Source organism: Campylobacter sp. RM5063, from assembly GCF_024723655.1.
Taxonomy (GTDB): Bacteria; Campylobacterota; Campylobacteria; order Campylobacterales; family Campylobacteraceae; genus Campylobacter_D; species Campylobacter_D lari_D.
Genome location: NZ_JANQDA010000003.1, coordinates 14,975 through 36,683 on the forward strand (window position 1 = coordinate 14,975; position 21,709 = coordinate 36,683).

Consider the following 21,709-nt stretch of genomic DNA (forward strand, 5'->3'; position numbering starts at 1 on the left):
TAAATATCCAATTTAATGAATTTAAGTGAAAATGAGCTAAATATAAACCACTAAGAAATAAAATCAATACAATAGGTGGCATTATTTTAATTGTATTTTTTATATCCAAATTTAATTTTCTTAATAAGAATACATCGGTAAATAAAAATCCTATAAAAAATATAGCACAAAATAAATGTATTATTAGTATATAAGGATAAATATCGATCATGATTACAACCTTTATTGCGATAATTTTTAATATTTTACAATACTCAGTGGTAAAATTTATTGACTTATGTTAAATTATATTAAGCATTATAAAATAATAATGCAAGTTTTATTATATAAATAAAGTCTCTAAAGTCATAGTTTAATCTAAGCTAAATTGAGTTTGTCAATACTACAAATATTTGTAAATTTAAAATATTATAACAAAGTTACAAGCTTTAATTTTTTTGATATTTTTTATCTTAAATGCAGAATGTATTTAAGGAAAAAACTTATATAAGTTAGAATTTATGTAATCTTTGTTACTATTAAAATAGTTGATTTAATCAATTAATTTTTACAAAGGATTTCTCATATTTTTTCAAAAAATTACTTATACAAATAGAAAAATACTCTATAAGGTCAATGAAATTTTGAAGCCATTTGGATTGAAATCAAGCGATTGGAGAGTTTTTGTTTATTTAAGCCATCATCAAAATAGCACTTTAGCTCCAATATGTGAATTTTATCAAATGGATAAAGCTATACTTTCTAGAGTTGTTTCCAAACTAGCAAAACTTGAATATATAGAGTTTTTAAAAGCTGATGATAAAAGAGAAAAGATCATTACTTTAAGTGCCAAGGGTAAAGAAATTTTTTTTGATGCAAATGTTTGTATAAGAAAATATGAAAAAGAAATCTTAGATATATTAGATGAACAAGATCAAGAAGTGCTTTTAAAATTACTTGATTATATCAATGAAAAAATTTAAGAAAGGTTTTTTCATGGGTCTTAGTAAGAAATATAATTTATTTAATATAAATTTTTTCTGTATTTTTGGGATAAATTTTGTTATTTGTCTTGTTTTTTATATGAGTACTATTTCTAGTACAGATTATGTTTTGGGTGTTTTAAATCTTCAAACTAGCACCGCAGGACTTATAATGGGTGCTTTTGTTATAGGTGCTTTGCTTTCTAGACTTTATTTTGGTTCTATTATTGATGGTATTAATATAAAAAAAGTGATTATATTTTCACTTTTATTTTATCTTTTTATTAATTTAATGTATTTGAAATTTTATAATGTGTATTTTTTGGTATTGATACGCTTTTTAGCTGGAGTTTGCTATGGAATTTGTTCTTGTGCTTGTGGGGCAGCTATTGCTAGAATAATACCTAGTAATAAAAGAGGAATTGGTATAGGGTATTATGCTACGAGTGTTGTTTTAACTTCAGCTTTAGGGCCTTTTTTGGCCATAAAACTTGACTCTATCAACTTATTTCAACTAAGCTTTTTAATTGCAAGTGTGAGTATTATCTTTGCATTGGTTTTATCAATTTTTTTAAAAGTAAGAAGATTTAAAAAACATTATCATGTAAAAAGAAAATTTAGTATTTATAATTATTTTGAAAAATCAGTTTTAAATTTAGCTTTGATTACTTTTTTGATCGCATGTCCTTTTGGAGCTATTATAGCTTATATGAGTGCTTATACTCAAAGTTTAAATTTAAGCTTTGCTGGATCTATGTTTTTTGTAATATATGCTGGATTTTCTATAGTTTTTAGACCTCTTGCTGGAAAGGTATTTGATAAACATGGAGCTAATATTGTAATAATTTTTTCATTATTTAGTTTTATATTGTGTTTACTTTTACTTGCGTTTGCAAAAAATTTTTATATGATTATTATCGCCGGTATATTTTGTGCACTAGGTTATGCAAATGCTACTTCAAGTGCACAAGCTTTGGCTATCAAACTAGCTCCTAAAGAAAAAATGGGGTTAGCTAATTCTACTTTTTTTCTATCTTTGGATTTTGGCATAGGAGTTAGTCCTTATCTGTTGGGTATTGTTGAACCAAGTATAGGTTTTGCTAATGTCTATGCACTTTGTGCTGTACTTGTTTTGTTTGCTCTTGTTTTATATTATTTATTAATAGTTAAAAAAACTTTTTGTTAATTTTATTTTAGATACAATGCTTTTTTTAAAAATAAGGAAAAAGCATTGTGTGATACTCATAAAATACTAAGTTCTATGAAAAATATCGCCATTATAGGACTTAGTCCTAATCAAGAAAAACCTTCGTATTTTGTAAGCAAATATTTACAAGATTTATCTTATACAATTTATCCTATCTATCCTAAAGAAGATTTTATTTTAAACGAGAAAGTTTATAGAAATTTAAGGGAAATTTCTTTTGAAATCGACACGGTTGTAATGTTTAGAAAAGCAAGTTACGCAAATGAAATTTTTGAAGATCTTTTAGCTAAAAATGTTAAAAATTTTTGGATGCAACTTGGTATTATTAACGATGAAATAATGCAAAAATGTAAAAAATTTGGTATAAATTGTGTTCAAGATCGTTGTATCAAAATAGAATTAGATAAAAAAGGTAAATCATGATTGAGTTAAATAAAATTTATCAAGCAAAGCAAAAAATTGCAGATTTTGTATTAAAAACCCCTTTGGTGCACTCTTCTTTTTTAAGTGAGTTTTTAGATACTGATGTTTTTCTAAAATGTGAAAATTTACAAAAAACAGGTGCTTATAAAATCAGAGGTGCTTATAATGCTATTGCTAATTTAAGTAAAGAACAAAAGCAAGCAGGTGTAATAGCTGCAAGCGCTGGAAATCATGCACAAGGAGTTGCAATTAGTGCTAAAAAATTTGGGATAGAAGCTGTGATTGTTATGCCTGAAGCTACACCTTTGCTAAAAGTAAGTGCGACTAAAAATTTAGGTGCAAAAGTGATTTTAAAAGGAGATAATTTTGATGAGGCTTATGCTTATGCGTTAAATTATGCTAAAGAACATCATTTAAATTTTATTCATCCTTTTGAAAATGAAAGTATTATAGCAGGGCAGGGTACTTTAATGCTTGAAATGCTTGATGAAATAAGTGATTTAGATATGATTTTAGCTCCAGTTGGTGGTGGAGGTTTGATTAGTGGAGTGGCGAGTGCTGCTAAGCAGATTAATCCTAATATAAAAGTTATTGGAGTAAGTGCTAAAGGAGCTCCTGCTATGTATGAGAGTTTTAAAAGTAAAAAAATAATCAATTCAAAGGCTGTGAGAACCATAGCTGATGGTATTGCGGTGCGTGATGTAAATAAAATTAATTTTGATATTATTCTTGAATGTGTTAATGATTTTATTCAAGTTGATGATGAAGAAATAGCTAATGCGGTGTTGTATTTACTTGAAAAACACAAAATCACAGTTGAAGGTGCTGGAGCATCAGCAGTTGCTGCACTTTTACATAAAAAAATAGATTTAAAAAATCATAAAAAAATAGGCGTGATTTTAAGCGGTGGAAATATTGATGTACAAATGTTAAATATTATCATAGAAAAAGGTTTGTTTAAAGCTTTTAGAAAAATGCTTATCAATGTTACTTTGGTTGATAAACCAGGAGCTTTGAGTATTTTGAGTGATGCTATAAAAGAAGCTCAAGCTAATATAGTTAAAATTGATTATGATAGATTTTCCACTAAGCTAGAATATGGCGATGCGATGATTTCAATTACTTTAGAAACAAAAGGAAAAGAACATCAAGAATTAGTCAGAAAGATACTTTATGACAAAGGTTTTAATTTCAATGAAATTTTATGATAAATGAAATATAATATTTTGTAAATAAATTATAAGGAAAAAAATGTCGCAAGAAAAAATTTTAGAACCAGATACATTAATAACCTCTAAGACAGATTTAAAAGGGGATATTATTTATGCTAATGATGATTTTTTAAAATATGCGGGTTATAAAATGGAGGAAATTTTATATAAACCTCACAATATTGTGCGTCATCCTGATATGCCAAAAACTGTTTTTAAATGTTTATGGGATTATATACAAGATGGAAAAGAAATTTTTGCTTTTGTTAAAAATAAAACCAAACAAAATGATTATTATTGGGTTTTTACTAATGTTACAGCTTCTTTTGATGAACAAGGAAATATTATAAATTATTATTCAGTTAGAAGAAAACCTAAAAGAGAGGCAATATCAACCATAGAGCAAGTTTATAAAATTCTTTTAGAAATAGAAGAAAAAGATGGTATAAAAGCCGGAGTGGATGAACTTGTTAAGATAGTTAATTCTTATGGTATGAGTTATAATCAATTAATTTTAGAGCTTCAAAGATGAATTTGATAAATTTTGTTTATAAATTATTATTTTATATTGAGATATAATTACTCCCATTTTAATTTTAAACTAAGGAGATTGTGTTATGTCTTCAGAAAAAATTCTAACCTCGGATGTTTTAATAACATCAAAAACTAATTTAAAAGGTGAGATTATTTATGCAAATGAGGATTTTTTGAGATATTCTGATTATAAAATTGAGGAAATTTTATATAAACCTCACAGTATCATGCGTCATCCTGATATGCCAAGAACGGTTTTTAAATATTTATGGGATAACATTCAGCTTAAAAAAGAAGTTTTTGCTTTTGTAAAAAATAAAACAAAATATAATGATTATTATTGGGTTTTTGCTAATGTAACTGCTTCATGTGATGAAAATGGAAACATTTTAAATTATTATTCAGTTAGAAGAAAACCTAATGTTGATGCTATCAAAACAATAGAAGAAATTTATAAAGTTCTTTTGTTGAAAGAAAAAGATGGTGGTATTAAATCTGGAATAGAAGAGTTAAAAGCAATAGTAAAATCTTATGGGGTGACCTATAATGAACTAATGATGAAAATTCAAAAATAAAAAAGGATTTCTTATGAAAAATATTTTGTTTCTTGGTATAGTTTTAAGCATAGTAGCCTGTATTAATTCTTTGTTTTATGCAGAGTTTATTTCCTTAGGTTTCTTTTTAGTTTTGTTTTGTTTATTTATATATGGATTGTTTATTTTAAAAAAAGAAGAACAATTTAGCGATAAGATTTTACATCTTAGTAGAGAGTTAAAAAATGGTAATTTTGATTCAAGAATTGTATATATTAAATGTGCTAATAAAAAATTAAAAGAAATTGCTGATAATCTTAATAATACAATAGATGGTTTAGAAGCTTATTTAAGAGAGATAAATACTTCAATTGCTTGTTCTCAAAAAGGTGAATATTTTAGAAGAGCTATCCCTGAAGGTTTAAAAGGTATTTTTGTTCATAATATTAACTTTATTAATAAAGCTTTAGATGATATAGAAAAAACAGGAAAATCTGTTTTTAAAAATGCTTTATCAAGAGAACTTATGGACTTGAGTTTAAATAGTCAAAATAAAAATTTAAACGATTTGTCTTCTGCATTAAATAAAATCATCAAACTTATGAGAGAAGTTTTTGGTGATATTAGAATAATCTCAAATACAGCACAAAAAAATGGTTTAGAAGTAGGTAATTTACAGGATTCAATTTCATCAATGATGCAAGTGGCTGATGAAAGTAAAAATGCTGTAAATACTTTTGCATCTAATGCTCAGAGTATCAATGCAATTGTTGAGGTAATTAGGGATATTGCAGATCAAACTAACCTACTTGCATTAAATGCAGCTATTGAAGCAGCTCGTGCGGGAGAGCATGGTAGAGGTTTTGCTGTGGTTGCAGATGAAGTAAGACAACTTGCTGAAAAAACACAAAAAGCAACAGGTGAAATTACTTTAGCAATTCAAGTAATGAATCAAGAAATTGCTTCTATACAAGAAAATAGCGAAAAAGTGTTTGATATTGCAAATTCTTCTGATAGTAAAGTTGCTGATTTTAGTGAGGCATTTAAAGAATTAGAGGATAAAAGCTCTCATTTAGGAAAAGAATTTGTTAATTTTGCTTCTGATTTAACTCTTTCTGCAATGAAAATAGATCATATATTATATAAATCTGATGTTTATTTAACTCTAAATGGTTCTCAAGAAAATCTTCAAAATCTAGATCCTATTTCAACTTTATGTAAAGATGAAGATGCAAAAAGTATTTTCTGTCCTTTAATTTCTCAAAATGAAATGGAGGTTAAGAGTGAGAAAATACAAAGTGCGGCAAGTAAAGCTATAAAAATAGCTAAAAAGGACAACATATCAAAAGAAGATTATGACTCTATTATTAATGATATAAGAGAACTTGAAAATGAAAGTAGAGTAGTTATGAATAAATTAGAAGCTTAAAGCTTCTAATTTAGATAAGAGCTATTTTTAAAACTTCTTGTAAATTTTTCACCCCAATAATTTTCATATTTTTTACTACTTCTTCAGGAATATCTTTTAAATCTCTTTCATAGTTTTTATGTGGGATAATGGCTGTTTTAATATCAGCTTTATAAGCAGCAATAAGTTTTTCTTTTAAACCACCTATTGGTAAAACATTGCCCATTAGATCAATTTCTCCAGTCATTGCAACATTTGATTTTACTTTCTTGTCGCTAAAAATAGAAGCAATGGCTGTGGTAATAGTTATGCCTGCACTTGGTCCGTCTTTTGGAGTGGCTCCATCTGGTACATGAATGTGAAGATTGTATTGATTGTATATGTTTTCATCTTCTTTGTAGAAAAGTTTCTTTGAGACTTTAATTTGTTCATCATCGATTAAATTCTTAACAAGACTTTGAGCAATTTTTGCTGATTCTTTCATTACATCACCTAAGCTCCCTGTTAAAGTTAGATCACCTTTGCCTTTGATTTTAATGGCTTCGATTTTCAATACATCTCCACCTACTGCAGTCCAAGCAAGTCCATTTACCTGTCCGATTTTATTTTCTTTTTCGTGCTTTTCTATTTCAAAGATTTTTTTACTTAAAAAATCTTTTAAATTTTTATCATTAATTTCAATATTTTTAATATCTTTTTCTAAAAGAAGTTTTTTAACACATTTTCTACAAATTTCAGCAATTTTTCTTCTTAAATTTCTTACACCTGATTCTCTAGTATATTCATTCACTATTAATTCTATAGCATCATCACTAAAGCTTATTTCTTCTTTTTTTAATCCATGTTTTTTTATTTCATCAGGTATGAGATAGTTTTTGGCTATTTGGAATTTCTCTTGAGGAGTGTAAGAGCTAAGTTCTATAAATTCCATTCTATCTTTTAGAGCAGGTGGAATTAAACTTGCATCATTTGCAGTAGCTATGAAAATGATTTTGCTTAAATCGATGTTAAAATTTAGATAATAATCTCTAAATTTAGTATTTTGTTCAGGATCTAAGATTTCAAGTAAAACTGCACTTGGATCTCCTCTATGATTGCGACTTAGTTTATCAATCTCATCAAGCACAATTACTGGGTTGCTTTGTTTTGCTTCTATAAGTCCTTGTATAATGCGTCCTGGCATAGCTCCTATATAGGTTCTTCTATGTCCTCTTAGTTCATTAACATCTTCTAAACCACCTAAAGCTATGCGCACTAACTCTCTTTTTAATGCCTTTGCGACTGAATTTGCTAAAGAAGTCTTGCCAACACCAGGAGGACCAACTAAGCACAAGATGACTTTTGCACCATCTCTATCTTTAATCTTGCGTTTTTCTAAAAGTTCTTTAACTGCAAAGTATTCTTCAATACGCTCTTTTGGTTTTTCTAGGGCATAGTGATCACTATTGAGTTGTAAAGATACATCTTTTAAATTTAGTTTTTTCTTTGAGGAGTGCTCAAAAGGTATATCTAAAACCGTTTCTATGTAAGTTTGCACCATAGAAGCTTCTGAATTATCTTGATGAATTCTTTCATATTTTTGAATTTGCTTTTTGATTTCTTTATAAGCCTCTTCATACATAAAAGCTTTTTTCTTTTCTAATTTTTTATTATATTCCTCTACTTCGCTTTCTTTTTGTATATCGCTTCCAAGCTCTCTTTGAATTTGTTTGAGTTGTTCTTTTAAAAAGTATTCTTTATTAACCTTGTCAATTTTAGAATGAACTTTATTTTTGATTTCTTTTTGGATTTTATTTGCTTCAATTTCTTTAGCTAAATAATCAATTAAATTTAAAAGCTTGGTTTCTAAATTAGTTTCGATAAAAAATTCATAAGCTTGTTGTTTTTTGATTTTAATAGAATTTAATATTAGATCACAAATTCTGCTAGGCTCGACATCTTCTTCTATAGTTCTTAAAAGATCAGGTGGAAAATAATGACTCACAGTCGATAAAGCTTTTGCTTTTTCTCTAACTACTTCTATAATAGCTTCTTTTTTTGTATTGCAAATTGGCTCTTGGTGAATTAAATCAACTAAAGCATATAAAGGATCATCCGAAATTCTCTCAACAATCTTGGCTTTTGCATATCCTTGGAATAAAATTTTAATCCTGCCATCAGGCAGTGGAACTTTTCTCATAATACTCCCAATGACACCACAATCATATATATCATCAAAGCCACGCCCACCTTCAATTTTTGATGGTGCCACAAAAATCATACTTTCATTTTGTAAAGCGGTATCCAAGGCTTTAATATTTTGCATATCATTTAAAAAAATAGGTGTTATCATAAAAGGGTATAAAAAAAGCTCATCTTCTACAAGAATGGGAAGTTTTGTTGGATAGTTTTGAGTATTTTCTAATTTCATTACATTATACCTTCTTCAAATATTTTTCTATACCATGGAAGTTCTGGTTTAATCATATCGATTTTATTAAAATCGGAATTTTCGATTTTTTGCTTATAAATCTCATAGCTTTGTTCTCTGTTTTTTTTCTGATATAACTCTGCTATACTTGTATCAAGGTAAAAAACTGCAAGATTAAATTTAGTTAGCATAGTATCGATTAAATCATTATATTGTACATTAGGATAGTTTTGATTATATTCTTTGATTTCTTCTATTGTTTTTAGCATTAAAGCTTGGTTACGATTTGGAACAGCAAAAGAGTCAAATTTAGCTTTGATTTTTAAATATCTTATATAAGCTACATTTTTAGAATCACCAAATTTGTTTAAATATTCATCAAGATAAAAATTTGCCATTTCATATTCTTCTTCGCTAATATGAGCTTGAGCTAATATAAGTAAAGTTTGTTCTAATAATGGATCAGCAATATGCTCACCTGCCATTGAAGTATAGTGTTTATCAGCTGCTTCAAGATTTTTTTCTTGTAAATCTTTTATAATTTGTTGATACCATTCCATAGAACTTAGATTATATAAATCTTCAGCTTTTTTCGAGCTACATGCTCCTAAAAATAAACCTGCAATAATAAGTGAAAAAATAAAAAGTTTTTTCATTATGTTACCTTATAAATTTAATAATTGTAATTATAATGTTTTTATGTTTATGAAATTGTTAATTTTTAAAACTAAAATTATAGTCAAAAACTCTTAATTAGTGTAATTTTTAAAATTGGAACTAAAATTGCTTAATGAGTTGTAATTTCTTAGTCAATAGATTTTAGGAGGCAAGATGAACTTAGAAGTTAAATGTCCTATTTTAGGTTTTGAAGATACCAAAAATATGAATTTTTATAAAATAGACGAGGTTTTTTATAGACTTAAAAGCCTTGATGGTAAAGATTTTTCTTTTGTGATGATTGATCCTTATATGATCCGTCCTGATTATGATTTTGAAGTGCCTGATTATTATCAAGAATTATTAGCTTTAAATGAGCAAACTAATTTTGGTGTGTTTGTTATAGTAGCTATTAATGAGCCATTAGAAGAATCTACGGTAAATTTTTTAGCACCTGTTGTGATGAATTATGATAATAACTCTTTAGTGCAAGTGATTTTAGATACAAGCAAATATCCTAATTATTTTCAGTCTGAAAAGATTTCAGCTTTTATTAAACAAACAAAATAATGTCTGAAATTTATATTTTAGGAAATGGTGCTATGGCAAGTGCTATAGCTAAAGGTTTAGAGGATACTTATAAAGTAGTTATTGTTGCTAGGGATTTAAAAAAAGCCAGTGGTTTAAATTTAAAAGTATTATCGTATGATGAGTTTGATATGGATAATAAAAATATTATTTTGGCTTTTAAACCTTATGCATTAGAAGAAGTAGCTGTTAAATTAAAAGGCAAGGCAAGATGGCTTATTTCGGTTTTAGCAAACACTACTTTTGAGCGGCTTCATTGTATTGATGCACAAAATTATGTGAAAATTATGCCAAATACAGCAGCCGAATTTAAAGCTTCTACAACTGCTTATTTAATGGAAAAAGATTTATTTAAAGATGAAATTTTATCTTTGCTAAATACTTTTGGTAAAGCCATAAGTTTGCAAAATGAAAAAGAATTTGATATAGCTATGGTTTTGAGTGGTTGTGCTCCTGCATTTTTGGCTTTGGTAGCAGAAAGTTTAGCTAATGCAGGTGTGAAAAATGGTTTAAAAAATGAGCTTAGTTATGAGCTTACTCGTGCAAGTTTTGAAAGCTTTAATGCTTTGTTTAATCATGCTCATCCTGCTATTATTAAAGAAAAAATTTGTTCTCCAGCAGGAGTAACTATAAAAGGAATTGAAGCTTTGGAAAAAAGAGCTTTGCGCGGTGCCTTTTTTGAAGCTTTTAATGCAAGTTTAAATAAATGAAGCAAGCTTTTAGTCTCCTAGAGCTTGCTTTTTGTATTGTAATTTTATTTTTTATTTTTGGATCTTATTATCTTGTATTTGCAAATAAATCTTTAAATGTTATATGGCAAAATCAAACCCTTTTTAATGAAGAAAAAGAATTGCTAAAGAAAATTCCTTCATATAAAGCAAAAGAGATAAATATAAATAATTACAACTTTTTAGAATACACTAGTGATGAATTTAAACTCAAATCTTTAAAAATAAAAGATTTATCCTATAAAGAAGCTTTTGTAGATGAAAAAGGCTTTTAGTTTATTGGAACTTGCGTTAAGTCTTGTTATTTTGGGTATTTTGATTACTATTTTAATTAATCCAGCTATGTATATTTATAATTATAGTTTTAATGTTAAAAAATCTAGTGAAATATTTTTTGATTTAAATCAAGCTTTACTTAGCATGGAGAAAATTTATAATTCTTGCTTGAATGCAATATTTACAAGTAATTCTTTTGAGTGTTATATGAGTGCAAATGATGATATTTTTTATGATTTGTCATTAAAAAAATTAAACTTCAGTGGTATTATTTTAGAAAATAATGAAAGTTTTTTTAGCCCAAAAAGTAATTTGCATTTTATAGAAAATGGAATTTCTGAAGGAATTTTGAGCAATTATAAAGATATGCATAGTATGAAGAAGTTGAAAATATATACTAGTGATTATATGTATATTTATGATATAAAAAATTCAAAAATCTATAAAATATTAGTTGATGATAGAGAAAAAATCAATTTTTTTGATGAGAGTTTTAGTGGATTTTATACTATTTTATATGCTTATATTAAGGTGTATTTGAAAAATAAAAATATTTATATGCAAATTGATGATTTAAATCATAACAAACAAGTATTTTTATTAGCTCAAAATATTTCAAAACTTATTTTCAAGCATGATGGTGAGTTATTAAAAATTACAATTTGCAGTAATACTCAAAATAGATGTTTAGATAAATGGATGCTTTTGTGAAAAAATCATTTGCAATGATATATACAATATTTTTTATTTTATTTATTTCTTTTATTATGGCGTTTATAATAAAAATTTCTTCATATCCACCAAGAATTATGAAAGATTTAACGCTTTATACCCAAGGAAATATTTTACTTCATGATGCTAAAGAGTTTGCTAAATATTTTTTATATCAAGCCTATTTGGAGGGTAAAGAATGCTTAAGTGAATATAATTTTGAATATAATAATATAAAAATACGAATTGATTATGCTTATCCTTTGGGTGAATGTAAAAATAATAAATTAATTGCAAAGTATATTCATGCAAAAAGTATTGTAGCGGTAAATATTAGTGTGTTGTTAAATACTAATAAAGCAGTAAATGAAGAAGTGTTTTTACAAAAAAGTTTTTTTATTTATCCTAGGTAGATTGAATGTAAGTTTGAACCCCAATAGCTATCATTTTTACTCCCATAGCCATAATAAAAACTAAAGCAATGCGCGAAAAAACATAAAGCACAAGCTTACCGATAACTTTTTCAATAGTAGCTGAAAAGTGAAATAAAGCAAAAATAAAAGCAAAAGTAAGTAATACAGAAGCTATGGCTATAGCTAAATTTTGATCTTCTGAAATAACTACTATGGTAGAAAGTGTTCCAGGTCCTACAAGCATAGGAAATGCCATTGGCACTATACTTTTTTTTAATAATTCATTGTGGCTTAATCCTTGATAGTGTTGAAATTGAGTGCTTGATGGGGTGAAAAGTAGATTTTTTGTACTCATAATGATTAAAATCAAACCACCTGCAACTCGTAAATCATTAATATCTATTTTAAATAAATATTTCATGATAAATGGTCCAGAAAGTAAAAAAACTAAAACAATACAAAATGCAGTGTAAATGATATTTCTAAAAAGTTTTTTTCTTATATCAGCATCTAAACCTTCAGTCATTGCAATAAATTGTGGAAGATTTCCAAAAGGATTTAAAACTGCTATAATAGCAACGGATGCAAGTAAAATAACATAAATTTCAGATTCTATATCTGAAAACATAAAACAACCTTTTTATTTTCCCAAGCTTAAAAAGCTTGGGTTTGATTTAATAATTATAGTCCTTCAAAAGGATTGGTAACAACTTCTTTTCTATCTACGATATAAGGGATAAGTGCTACATGTCTTGCACGCTTAATAGCAACTTCAACCATTTCTTGGTGTTTTTTGCTAGTGCCTGTTAAACGGCGTGGCATGATTTTAAATCTTTCTGATAAAGCATGTTTTAGCAATGCTGTATCTTTATAGTCTATAAAATCAACTTTAGCTTCAGTATATTTACAATATTTGCGTGAGTATTTTCTTTTTTCTGCCATGTTTTTTCCTTTAAAATGGTAATTCTGTATCATCATCATATTTATCAATATCAATTTCCTTCATAGGGGCTTCCTTTTGAGGATTTTGATAGGTATTATTAGATGAATTTGTTCTAGTTTGTACTTGAGCATAAGGATCAAAGCTTTGTTGTTGATTAAAATTTTGATTATAACCATAATTTTGATTTTCAAAATTACTTTGTTGATTATTTTGTACAGTTGAACCTAGCATTTCTAAATTTTCAACTTGAATACTATGCTTTGATCTGTTTTGTCCATTTTGATCGCTCCATTGCTCAAATCTCAAACGACCTTCGATTAAAATTTTACTACCTTTATTAAGGTATTGATTAGCAATTTCTGCAGTTCTTCCAAAAAAGCTAATGTCGATAAAGCAGGTTTCCTCTCTTTTTTCTCCTGTATTTGTACTAAATCTTCTTGTTACAGCTATAGCAGAAGAGCCTATTGCGCTACCTGATGGAGCATAACGCATTTCTATGTCCCTTGTAAGATTCCCTACTAAAACGACTTTATTAAACATTAATTAGCCTTCTGTACTTTCACTAGCTTTAATTTCTTTTTTATTTTGTTTGATACCCTTGCTTAGTCTTTCCCAAGCTGCAATTTCTTTTTTATTTTCATATTTTACGATTAAAAATCTGATTACTTCTTCAGTGATTCTTAATACCCTTTCAAGCTCTGCTATTAAATTTGTAGGAGCTTTGAAATAAATCACAAAATAAGTTCCTCTTTCGTATTTTTTAATTTTGTACGCAAGTTTTCTTGTTCCCATTGGAACTACGCTTTCAATTTCTGCGCCATTTTTTGTAAGGACTTCTTTTACGAATTCCAACTTAGCACTTACTTCTTCTTCTGTAAGTGTTGGTTTTAATATGAATAAAACTTCATAATGTCTCATTTAATTTCTCCTTATGGATATAAAGCCTAAAATTTTAGGCAAGGATTTTGCATAAAATGCAAATTTCATTTTACCATAAGTTTTCTTAATTTAACTTTTTAATATGGAGCTAAGTTGTAAAAGTGTTGCGATTAAAAATTCTTTTTTTTCTATTTTAGAATTCTTTTTTAATTCATATTCGCAATTACAAAGTGTCAGAAAGATATTTTTATATTGTGATATTTTGATCACAAGAGCTTGTTTTTGAAGATTTTGTGCCACAGAAATAGGTGGAGCATAGCCTAAAATTTCTTTCAAGTCTAAATTTCCATAAATTTTAACATGTAAAGCTATTTTAAAAAGTCTAGAAAAATTTGCATATAAGGCATTAATCAATGCTATTTCATTGTAATTTTCTAAAATATTTTCAAGTTCATTCCTTAAATCTTTTTTTTGCATTAATTTATCAAAAAAACTTTCAAAACTAATAGTACTTAAACTATAACAATGCTCTTGGATGATTTTTTCATCGATATTTAGACCACTAAATTTATTTAACTCATTAGCCGCTAAATATAAATTTTCATTAAAATTATAAAAAAGAGTATAAAGGGCATTTTGAGTAATGTTAATATTTAATTCTTTAGCTTTTAAAGCTAGTAATTCCATGCCTTCCTTAGCTGAATTTACTTTATAAAATCTACAAAAATTATTAGCAAAAATTTTCTCCGCTTCACTTTGTTTGGAACTTTCATCATAAATTTCAAGTAAAAAATAATTATCTTGCGAATTTTGACAAAGCTGTAAAAGTTGCTTGAGTTCTTTACTTGGGATTTTCTTTTGAGTTTTGATTTCTAGCAATTTTCTTTCGCTAAATAAGGAAGCGCTAGATAAATAATCATATGCTTGCTTAAAATCATATTCTTCAAAATAAAATCTTAAACTCTCATCAAAAGAGTATTTGTCTTTAATAAATTTAGTATAAAGCTCTATTTGGAAATTATCCGCTCCATAAAGTAAGAAATAATTAGGAAAACTATTACCATTAAGCAAACTTTGGAGTTGATTTTTATACATTTTGGTTTCTTTCTAAACTAAAATTCTTGGTGATTTTGCCAAAAATTTTAGCACTAACAATATCTACTTCAGTGATTTCTACTTCTATATTTTCTAATAAATTTGCCCTTGAACCTATGATGGTAATCAAAGCTCCCTTAATTTCATCATTTAATTTTACTTGCAATGAACTTTGATTTTCTACCACTAAAGCCTTAAATCTTTTTCCTATATTTTCTTTTGCCCATCTTGCAAATTTTCTATCCATGAAATGCCAAGCAACTTTATCTGCTTCTCTTTCTAATAAGCTTAATTCCTCACAAGTGCTTTGTATGTTTAAAAGCAAATAATTAAACATTTTTTCATCATTATTGATTTTAGCTTTTAAAAGTCTATGCAATATAAGATCAGAATATCTTCTAATAGGACTTGTAAAATGGGTATATTTATCAAAACCTAAGCCAAAATGCCCTGCATTTTCACTAGAATATTCTGCTTTTTTTTGCGCTTTGATGATGAGTTTATCTACTTCTTCTCTTATATTTAGCTCATTTGCTAAGACTTGAATGTCTTTAAATAATTCTATGACATTATTTTTAGGATTAATATCTATACTAAGTGTTGAAAGATCAGCTAGCAATTGATCTATTTTTTTATAATCAGGATTTAAATGATTTCTAAAAACTCCTATATCAATGAGTTTTGCTGCAGCTTTATTAGCTAAAAGCATGCAATCTTCGATTAAATTATGCGAGGCAGTGTCATTTTCAAGGCGTGTTTTTATGAGTTTATTATTTTCATCTAAAGTCATTCTTAGCTCTTGGGTTTTAAACTCACAAGCATTTTTTAATCGTTTTTTTCGTAAATTTTGAGTGATTTTGAAAACCTCATAAAGCCAATTGATTGCGCCTAAATCTTCTTGCGTTTGTAAATACTCATCAACTTCATCGTAATTAAAACGGCGTTTTGAGTTGATAATAGTCTCAAAAAGCTCTTCTTTAATCACTTCATTGTTTTGATCTAAGCTTATTTTAAAACAAAATGCTAACCTATCTTCATTAGGTTTTAGTGAGCAAATATTTTCACTCAAAGCTCTTGGTAACATAGGTATAGCAATATGAGGAAAATAAATCGAAAAACCCCTTGATCTTGCTTCTTTATCAATGGCACTATAAGCATGCACATAAGCACTTACATCAGCTATGGCTACATAAATAGCATGCTCATTTTTATCATAATAAATTGCATCATCAAAATCTTTTGCATCAATTGGATCAATGGTACAAAAATTTAAATTTCTAAGATCTTTTCTTGATGGATACATACTCGCATCAACTTCATTTCCATAAGCTCTTGCTTCATTTTCACATAAATTATCAAAAACTGCATTTTTATTAAAAAGTGCTAAGGAAATTTTTTCATCTACAAAATCATCATCAATATGCCCTATCACTTCAGTGATATTATTATCATGATTTTCTATTTTTAAAATAGTTCCTAAAGGTAGAGTTTTTAAGGATTTTTGAGAGGCTTTTAAGGCATATGTGAGTCCTGTTTGAATATTTACTCCAAGGACTGCTTCGCCGTATTTTTTAGTTATAACCAAAGAAGTTTCATGGGCTCTTTTAAGTATTAAGATAACTTTAACACTTGGACGCTTTTTTTTAAGAGGAAGTAATTTTGCCACAACTATGTCAGCATAATTCGCTCCTTTTAAATTTTTATTTTCTATGAGCAAATCACGCTTAAAAACAGGATCAAAACTTTCTAAAAATCCTGTTCCATTAGCTGAAATATCAATCTTACCAAAAGTAAAGCCATCTTTTAAATAGTATTTGTTTTTATAAAATTTAATAATATCGCAAGTTAGCAACTCTCTAATGATTTGTTTGCTTTTATTGGTAATTTCATCAGCATTTAGACCATAGCTTAGTTGATTAAATAATTCTTTCATAATACTCTTTATAGTAATTTTTCAAAACTTAAATTTTATCATAAAAGGATTAAATTTATATTTTTTAGTTATAATCTTTGCTTTAATTTTAATTTTAGGAGTGCATAATGGCTGTGTCAATTTATTATGATAAAGATTGTGATGTTAATTTAATAAAATCAAAAAAAGTAGCTATTATAGGTTTTGGCTCTCAAGGTCATGCTCATGCTATGAATTTAAGAGATAGTGGTGTAGAAGTGATCATAGGCTTAAAAGAGGGTGGGCAAAGTTGGGCAAAAGCTCAAAAAGCAAATTTTATAGTAAAAAGCGTAAAAGAAGCTACTAAAGAAGCAGATTTGATTATGATTTTAGCTCCTGATGAAATTCAAAGTGAAATTTTTAATGAAGAAATTAAAACTGAATTAAAAGCAGGTAAAACTCTAGCATTTGCACATGGATTTAATATCCATTATGGACAAATTGTTGTTCCAAAAGGTATAGATGTGATTATGATAGCTCCTAAAGCTCCAGGTCATACTGTAAGACATGAATTTAGTATAGGCGGGGGCACTCCTTGTTTAATTGCTATCCACCAAGATGAAAGTAAAAATGCTAAAAATTTAGCTTTAAGTTATGCTAGTGCTATAGGTGGTGGTAGAACAGGTATTATAGAAACGACTTTTAAAGCTGAAACTGAAACAGATTTATTTGGCGAACAAGCGGTGCTTTGTGGAGGACTTAGTGCTTTAATCCAAGCTGGTTTTGAAACCTTAGTTGAAGCAGGGTATGAACCTGAAATGGCGTATTTTGAGTGTTTGCATGAAATGAAATTAATTGTAGATTTGATTTATCAAGGTGGTATTGCTGATATGAGATATTCTGTTTCTAATACTGCTGAATATGGAGATTATATCACAGGACCTAAGATTATTACCAAAGAAACTAAAGAAGCTATGAAAGGTGTTTTAAAAGATATACAAAATGGAAGTTTTGCTAAAGATTTTATCTTAGAAAGAAGAGCGAATTTTGCAAGAATGCACGCAGAGCGTAAATTAATGAATGATTCTTTGATAGAAAAAACAGGACGCGAACTTCGCGCTATGATGCCTTGGATTAGTGCTAAAAAATTAGTTGATAAAGATAAAAACTAATTTGAAAACTATAAATAAAAAATACAAAGTGCTTTTAGCGCTTTGTCTTGTCGTAATTGGAATTTTTCTTTTTGCATTTGGAGCTTTGTTTTTAAAAAAAGAAGAAAATAAAGGTTTAGATTACAATCAAACAATAAACAAAAAAGAACCATTACCTATAATAGAACAAGAAAATAATTTTAGTTTTAATGATATAAATTTGACTTTAGAAAATGAAAATTTAGAATTTTTAGATAAAAATATTAGTGAAATTTTAAATTTGAACCCTGTAAATACAGAGTTAAATCAAACTAAAGAAGATAATCAAACTTCAATTTTAGAAGTAATAGATCAAAATACAAGCAAAGAATCAAAAAATGAAGAGCAAAATATATCAGATAAAAGCGAGGATAACAAAACTCAAATTCTAGCACAAAAAAATACCAAGCCTCGTCTAGCAATTATTATAGATGATATGGCAAGTCACACTCATGTAGATATGCTTAAAAAAACAAATTTAAAATTAATCCCATCTTTTTTTCCACCTGATAAACGCCATCCTTATACAGCTGAGTTTGCAAAGGATTTTGACTTTTTTATGGTGCATTTGCCTCTTGCTGCTATAAAATATGACAAGGCAGAATTAAACACTTTACACCCTAGTGATGATATGGAAAAAATAAGCAAGCGCATTGCTTTTGTAAAAGAACAATTTCCAAAAGTAAAATTTATTAACAACCATACAGGAAGTTTATTTACTGCAAATAAGCAGGCTATGGAAAAATTATTTAATGCTTTTAAACAAAATGATTTTATTTTTGTAGATTCAAGAACCATAGGAAATTCTAAAGCTAAAAATTTAGTAAGTCAATTTAATCAGCCTTATATAGCCAGAGATGTTTTTTTAGATAATGAAGATGATATAGCATATATTAAAAATCAACTCAAACAAGCAGTAGAAGAGGCAAGAAAGAAAGGTTTTGCTATAGCTATTGGTCATCCAAGAGAAAAGACTTTTAAAGCTTTGGTGCAAAGTAAAGATTTGTTAAATTCAGTTGAACTTGTATATTTAAATGAAATTTATTGAGAATATTGAAGATTTTAAAAATCTTTTAAATCCACCTTCAAAGATTTATTATAAAGGCAATTTAGAGCTTTTAAATGCTAGAAAAGTAGCTATTATAGGTTCTAGAAAAATGAGCGTTTATACTAAAAATTGTCTCATTGAGTTAGTATCTTTGTTAAAAAAGACTAAGGTTTGTGTAGTAAGTGGTGGGGCTTTGGGTGTGGATATCCAAGCAGCTAAAATAGCTTATCCTCAAACTATAGCCATATTTGTTAATGGACTTGATGAGATTTATCCAAAAGCTAATACAAATGAAATTTTAAATATTTATGAAAATGCATTAGCTTTAAGTGAAAATGAAGCAAAATATAAAGCAAAGCCATATGATTTTTTATTAAGAAATAGGCTTATTATTGCTTTAAGTGAGGTTGTTATAATAGCTCAAGCTGATTTAAAAAGTGGTTCTATGCAAAGTGCAAGGCTTGCTTTGAGTATGAATAAACCTATATATGTATTACCTCATAGGAAAGGTGAAAGTGAAGGAACAAATTTACTTTTAGCCACAAAAAAAGCAAATTTAATTCATAATTTTGAGGAATTTGCAAAAATGTTTGGAGAGCTTTATCAAGAGCAAAGTGAGGATGATTTGTTAAGCTTTTTAAAGCATGAAAATGATTTAGAAAAAGTTTTGAAAAAATTTGGTGATAGAGTTTATGAATATGAACTTGAGGGTTTGGTGGAAATTTCTGGAGTGAAAATAAGAGCTTACATATGAATACTTTAGCGTTAGATATAGGTTTAAAGCGTATTGGTGTTGCTTTGTGTATTAATAAAAGCATGGCCATGCCACTTGAAGCTATCATTAGAAAAAACCGCAATCAAGCAGCAAATGAGGTAAAAAAATACATTAAAGACTATGATGTAAATACTTTGGTGGTAGGAATTCCTTTGGGCGGATCTAGTGAAGATGAAATGCGAAAAAGAATAGAGCATTTCATATCTTTACTTGGTTTTGATAAAGAAGTTTTTTTTGTTGATGAGAGTTTTAGCTCTAAAAACGCACAAGAGCTCGGTGTAGTGAATTTAAAGAAAAAAGATGGCAAACTTGATTCTTTAGCTGCATATTTATTTTTAAAGGATTTTTATGGCCTTGCTTGATTTAAATACAGCTTTAGATGAAATTTATACAAAAGAGCAAAAAGAACAAATCCTTCAAAGTTTTAATCAAGAAAAATATGTCAATATTTTTAGAAATTCTTTGCTTATTGACAATGAAAAACTAGAAGAAATTCTAAATGAAAAAAATATAAAATTTAAAAAAATTGATTTGTATTGTTATAAAATACCTAGTATTTTTAAAAGCAAATTAAGCTCAATGAATGCTTTTAATGAGGGTAAGTTTTATATACAAAATTATTCTTCGTATTTATGTGCTAAAACCTTGGGCGTTAAAGCTGGTGAGAGTGTATTAGATATGTGTGCAGCTCCTGGTGGAAAAAGTTTAAATTTGGCCAATTTTATGCAAAATGAAGGTTATTTAGCAAGTTGTGAATTATCTAAAACACGCTTTTTTACCTTAAAAACAACTATGGAAAATTATCAAGTTAAAATTGCAAAATGCTTCTTAAAAGACGCACGCACTATAGGTAAAGCTTGTCCTTTGAAATTTGATAAAATTTTGCTTGATGCGCCTTGTTCAACTTTTGCAAAAATGGGTTTTGAAATACAAAAAAACACAAAAGAAATTAAGCAAATAGCAAATTTGCAAAAAAAACTTTTACATTCAGCATTACTAGCCTTAAAACATGGTGGGGAATTGGTTTATAGTACTTGTACATTTTTAAGAGAAGAAAATGAAGCTGTTTTAGAAAATGCGTTAAGAAATGAAAATTTTAAATTAGAATTACTAGATTTTGATTTATTAAATGTTAACTTCATTAATGCAAAAAGTGATGATTTTGACTTGTCATTTGCCAAAAGAGTTTTACCAGATAATTATGCAGATGGGTTTTTTATAGCAAAAGTGAAAAAACATTAAAAATCAATAAAATTAAATGTGAAAAATATTTTTACTCATAAAACTTAAAGTGCTATTTTTAGATACTTAGAAGCTAAAATCACATCGTGAAACTCTTGTGAATAAAATATTGAAATTTTGAAAACTTAAATTAAAGAAGTGGTAAATAACTAAAATAAAATATATTAAAGATAAATAAGCACGAGGCTTATTTATCTCTTAAATTTAATTCGCTGATTAATTTAGAATAAGCTTGATAATCTTTTCTTTTTAGATAAGATAAAAGTCTTTTTCTTTGACCAACAAGCTTTAAAAGACCTAAACGAGAAGAAAAATCTTTTTTGTAGATTTTTAAATGTTCTGTTAAATCTGAAATTCTTGCACTTAAAAGTGCGATTTGAACTTCTGGAGAACCAGTATCTCCTTCTTTTCTAGCAAATTTTGCAACTATTTCTGCTTTTTTAGCCGAATCTAAAGCCATAATAGACCTCCTGAGCGGTATTTAAAATAAAAAGTGCAATTATAACTAAAAAAACAAAAAAAATGCTGAAATTTAAAAAATAAGAAATTTAATATTTAACAACACATATTTTTGATATAATTAAA

General features: G+C 27.5%; 26 protein-coding genes. 17 read left to right on the top strand and 9 right to left on the bottom strand.

The annotated features are described in order from the left end of the window. Window positions 1–623: 623 nt before the first annotated feature. From CAMP5063_RS01660 to CAMP5063_RS08500, 7 genes are all read left to right on the top strand, one after another. Entirely contained in the window at window positions 624–962 is a 339-nt protein-coding gene (locus CAMP5063_RS01660; RefSeq protein WP_337194688.1) for a MarR family winged helix-turn-helix transcriptional regulator, read from the top strand. A gap of 13 nt (window positions 963–975) precedes the next feature. Then, the gene (locus CAMP5063_RS01665; RefSeq protein ID WP_263659077.1) at window positions 976–2,148 is read left to right on the top strand and encodes an MFS transporter; all 1,173 of its coding nucleotides are present in this window, start codon (window positions 976–978) and stop codon (window positions 2,146–2,148) included. Window positions 2,149–2,223: 75 nt separating this feature from the next. Next, entirely contained in the window at window positions 2,224–2,592 is a 369-nt protein-coding gene (locus CAMP5063_RS01670) for a CoA-binding protein (protein ID WP_337194732.1), read from the top strand. After that, window positions 2,589–3,800, top strand: coding sequence for a threonine ammonia-lyase (ilvA, locus tag CAMP5063_RS01675; protein ID WP_337194689.1), 1,212 nt, complete (start codon window positions 2,589–2,591; stop codon window positions 3,798–3,800). Before CAMP5063_RS01670 ends, ilvA begins: the two co-directional genes overlap by 4 nt. Window positions 3,801–3,843: 43 nt before the next feature. Continuing rightward, window positions 3,844–4,335 carry an energy taxis response protein CetC gene (cetC, locus tag CAMP5063_RS01680; RefSeq protein WP_133318778.1) on the top strand — a complete coding sequence of 164 codons (492 nt, stop codon included), beginning with the start codon at window positions 3,844–3,846 and terminating at the stop codon, window positions 4,333–4,335. Window positions 4,336–4,420: 85 nt separating this feature from the next. Then, window positions 4,421–4,912, top strand: a complete 492-nt coding sequence (locus CAMP5063_RS01685) for a PAS domain-containing protein (RefSeq protein WP_337194690.1) — start codon at window positions 4,421–4,423, stop codon at window positions 4,910–4,912. Window positions 4,913–5,564: 652 nt separating this feature from the next. Further along, window positions 5,565–6,299 carry a methyl-accepting chemotaxis protein gene (locus CAMP5063_RS08500; protein ID WP_412175534.1) on the top strand — a complete coding sequence of 245 codons (735 nt, stop codon included), beginning with the start codon at window positions 5,565–5,567 and terminating at the stop codon, window positions 6,297–6,299. Window positions 6,300–6,309: 10 nt separating this feature from the next. On the opposite strand, the gene lon is transcribed toward CAMP5063_RS08500, so the two are convergent. Then, on the bottom strand, window positions 6,310–8,688 hold the full coding sequence (lon, locus tag CAMP5063_RS01695) for an endopeptidase La (protein WP_337194691.1): 2,379 nt from the start codon (window positions 8,686–8,688) through the stop codon (window positions 6,310–6,312). Then, entirely contained in the window at window positions 8,688–9,344 is a 657-nt protein-coding gene (gene bamD, locus CAMP5063_RS01700) for an outer membrane protein assembly factor BamD (RefSeq protein ID WP_133318782.1), read from the bottom strand. The genes lon and bamD overlap by 1 nt, the downstream gene beginning before the upstream one ends. 175 nt (window positions 9,345–9,519) lie before the next feature. Here bamD and fliW point away from each other — a divergent pair, with 175 nt between their 5' ends. The 5 genes from fliW (at window position 9,520) to CAMP5063_RS01725 (ending at window position 12,061) form a co-directional block, all read left to right on the top strand. Next, complete coding sequence (gene fliW, locus CAMP5063_RS01705; RefSeq protein WP_012661666.1) at window positions 9,520–9,915, top strand: flagellar assembly protein FliW; 396 nt, start codon at window positions 9,520–9,522, stop codon at window positions 9,913–9,915. Continuing rightward, window positions 9,915–10,643 (top strand): pyrroline-5-carboxylate reductase, encoded by a 729-nt coding sequence (locus CAMP5063_RS01710; RefSeq protein ID WP_337194692.1) that lies wholly within the window; start codon window positions 9,915–9,917, stop codon window positions 10,641–10,643. The genes fliW and CAMP5063_RS01710 overlap by 1 nt, the downstream gene beginning before the upstream one ends. After that, window positions 10,640–10,936: a hypothetical protein gene (locus CAMP5063_RS01715; protein WP_337194693.1), complete on the top strand. Its 297-nt coding sequence runs from the start codon at window positions 10,640–10,642 to the stop codon at window positions 10,934–10,936. Before CAMP5063_RS01710 ends, CAMP5063_RS01715 begins: the two co-directional genes overlap by 4 nt. Continuing rightward, the gene (locus tag CAMP5063_RS01720; protein ID WP_263661810.1) at window positions 10,920–11,648 is read left to right on the top strand and encodes a prepilin-type N-terminal cleavage/methylation domain-containing protein; all 729 of its coding nucleotides are present in this window, start codon (window positions 10,920–10,922) and stop codon (window positions 11,646–11,648) included. The genes CAMP5063_RS01715 and CAMP5063_RS01720 overlap by 17 nt, the downstream gene beginning before the upstream one ends. A gap of 98 nt (window positions 11,649–11,746) precedes the next feature. Then, the gene (locus tag CAMP5063_RS01725) at window positions 11,747–12,061 is read left to right on the top strand and encodes a hypothetical protein (RefSeq protein ID WP_337194694.1); all 315 of its coding nucleotides are present in this window, start codon (window positions 11,747–11,749) and stop codon (window positions 12,059–12,061) included. On the opposite strand, the gene CAMP5063_RS01730 is transcribed toward CAMP5063_RS01725, so the two are convergent. The 6 genes from CAMP5063_RS01730 to CAMP5063_RS01755 form a co-directional block, all read right to left on the bottom strand. Next, complete coding sequence (locus tag CAMP5063_RS01730) at window positions 12,054–12,689, bottom strand: MarC family protein (RefSeq protein WP_337194695.1); 636 nt, start codon at window positions 12,687–12,689, stop codon at window positions 12,054–12,056. The genes CAMP5063_RS01725 and CAMP5063_RS01730 overlap by 8 nt on opposite strands. A 53-nt stretch (window positions 12,690–12,742) precedes the next feature. After that, window positions 12,743–13,003 (bottom strand): 30S ribosomal protein S18, encoded by a 261-nt coding sequence (gene rpsR / locus CAMP5063_RS01735; protein WP_039618521.1) that lies wholly within the window; start codon window positions 13,001–13,003, stop codon window positions 12,743–12,745. 10 nt (window positions 13,004–13,013) lie between these two features. Next, window positions 13,014–13,544 (bottom strand): single-stranded DNA-binding protein, encoded by a 531-nt coding sequence (locus tag CAMP5063_RS01740; protein WP_133318788.1) that lies wholly within the window; start codon window positions 13,542–13,544, stop codon window positions 13,014–13,016. Window positions 13,545–13,547: 3 nt separating this feature from the next. After that, window positions 13,548–13,922, bottom strand: coding sequence for a 30S ribosomal protein S6 (gene rpsF, locus CAMP5063_RS01745; RefSeq protein WP_133318789.1), 375 nt, complete (start codon window positions 13,920–13,922; stop codon window positions 13,548–13,550). Between the two features lie 90 nt (window positions 13,923–14,012). Continuing rightward, window positions 14,013–14,978, bottom strand: coding sequence for a DNA polymerase III subunit delta (gene holA, locus CAMP5063_RS01750; RefSeq protein WP_337194696.1), 966 nt, complete (start codon window positions 14,976–14,978; stop codon window positions 14,013–14,015). Continuing rightward, window positions 14,971–16,911 carry a ribonuclease R family protein gene (locus CAMP5063_RS01755; RefSeq protein ID WP_337194697.1) on the bottom strand — a complete coding sequence of 647 codons (1,941 nt, stop codon included), beginning with the start codon at window positions 16,909–16,911 and terminating at the stop codon, window positions 14,971–14,973. Before CAMP5063_RS01755 ends, holA begins: the two co-directional genes overlap by 8 nt. A gap of 107 nt (window positions 16,912–17,018) precedes the next feature. On the opposite strand from CAMP5063_RS01755, the gene ilvC reads away from it, so the two are divergent. The 5 genes from ilvC to CAMP5063_RS01780 are packed head-to-tail and all read left to right on the top strand — an operon-like array spanning window position 17,019 to window position 21,124. Then, window positions 17,019–18,041 carry a ketol-acid reductoisomerase gene (ilvC, locus tag CAMP5063_RS01760; RefSeq protein WP_337194698.1) on the top strand — a complete coding sequence of 341 codons (1,023 nt, stop codon included), beginning with the start codon at window positions 17,019–17,021 and terminating at the stop codon, window positions 18,039–18,041. A gap of 28 nt (window positions 18,042–18,069) precedes the next feature. Next, window positions 18,070–19,107 (top strand): divergent polysaccharide deacetylase family protein, encoded by a 1,038-nt coding sequence (locus CAMP5063_RS01765; protein ID WP_337194699.1) that lies wholly within the window; start codon window positions 18,070–18,072, stop codon window positions 19,105–19,107. Next, window positions 19,094–19,861, top strand: coding sequence for a DNA-processing protein DprA (locus tag CAMP5063_RS01770; RefSeq protein ID WP_337194700.1), 768 nt, complete (start codon window positions 19,094–19,096; stop codon window positions 19,859–19,861). The genes CAMP5063_RS01765 and CAMP5063_RS01770 overlap by 14 nt, the downstream gene beginning before the upstream one ends. Further along, the gene (gene ruvX, locus CAMP5063_RS01775; protein WP_263664421.1) at window positions 19,858–20,244 is read left to right on the top strand and encodes a Holliday junction resolvase RuvX; all 387 of its coding nucleotides are present in this window, start codon (window positions 19,858–19,860) and stop codon (window positions 20,242–20,244) included. The genes CAMP5063_RS01770 and ruvX overlap by 4 nt, the downstream gene beginning before the upstream one ends. After that, the gene (locus CAMP5063_RS01780) at window positions 20,231–21,124 is read left to right on the top strand and encodes an RsmB/NOP family class I SAM-dependent RNA methyltransferase (protein ID WP_337194701.1); all 894 of its coding nucleotides are present in this window, start codon (window positions 20,231–20,233) and stop codon (window positions 21,122–21,124) included. The genes ruvX and CAMP5063_RS01780 overlap by 14 nt, the downstream gene beginning before the upstream one ends. Before the next feature lie 187 nt (window positions 21,125–21,311). Here the strand turns inward: CAMP5063_RS01780 and rpsO are convergent, their stop codons facing one another. Then, window positions 21,312–21,584 carry a 30S ribosomal protein S15 gene (rpsO, locus tag CAMP5063_RS01785; RefSeq protein WP_012661650.1) on the bottom strand — a complete coding sequence of 91 codons (273 nt, stop codon included), beginning with the start codon at window positions 21,582–21,584 and terminating at the stop codon, window positions 21,312–21,314. Window positions 21,585–21,709 lie beyond the last annotated feature (125 nt).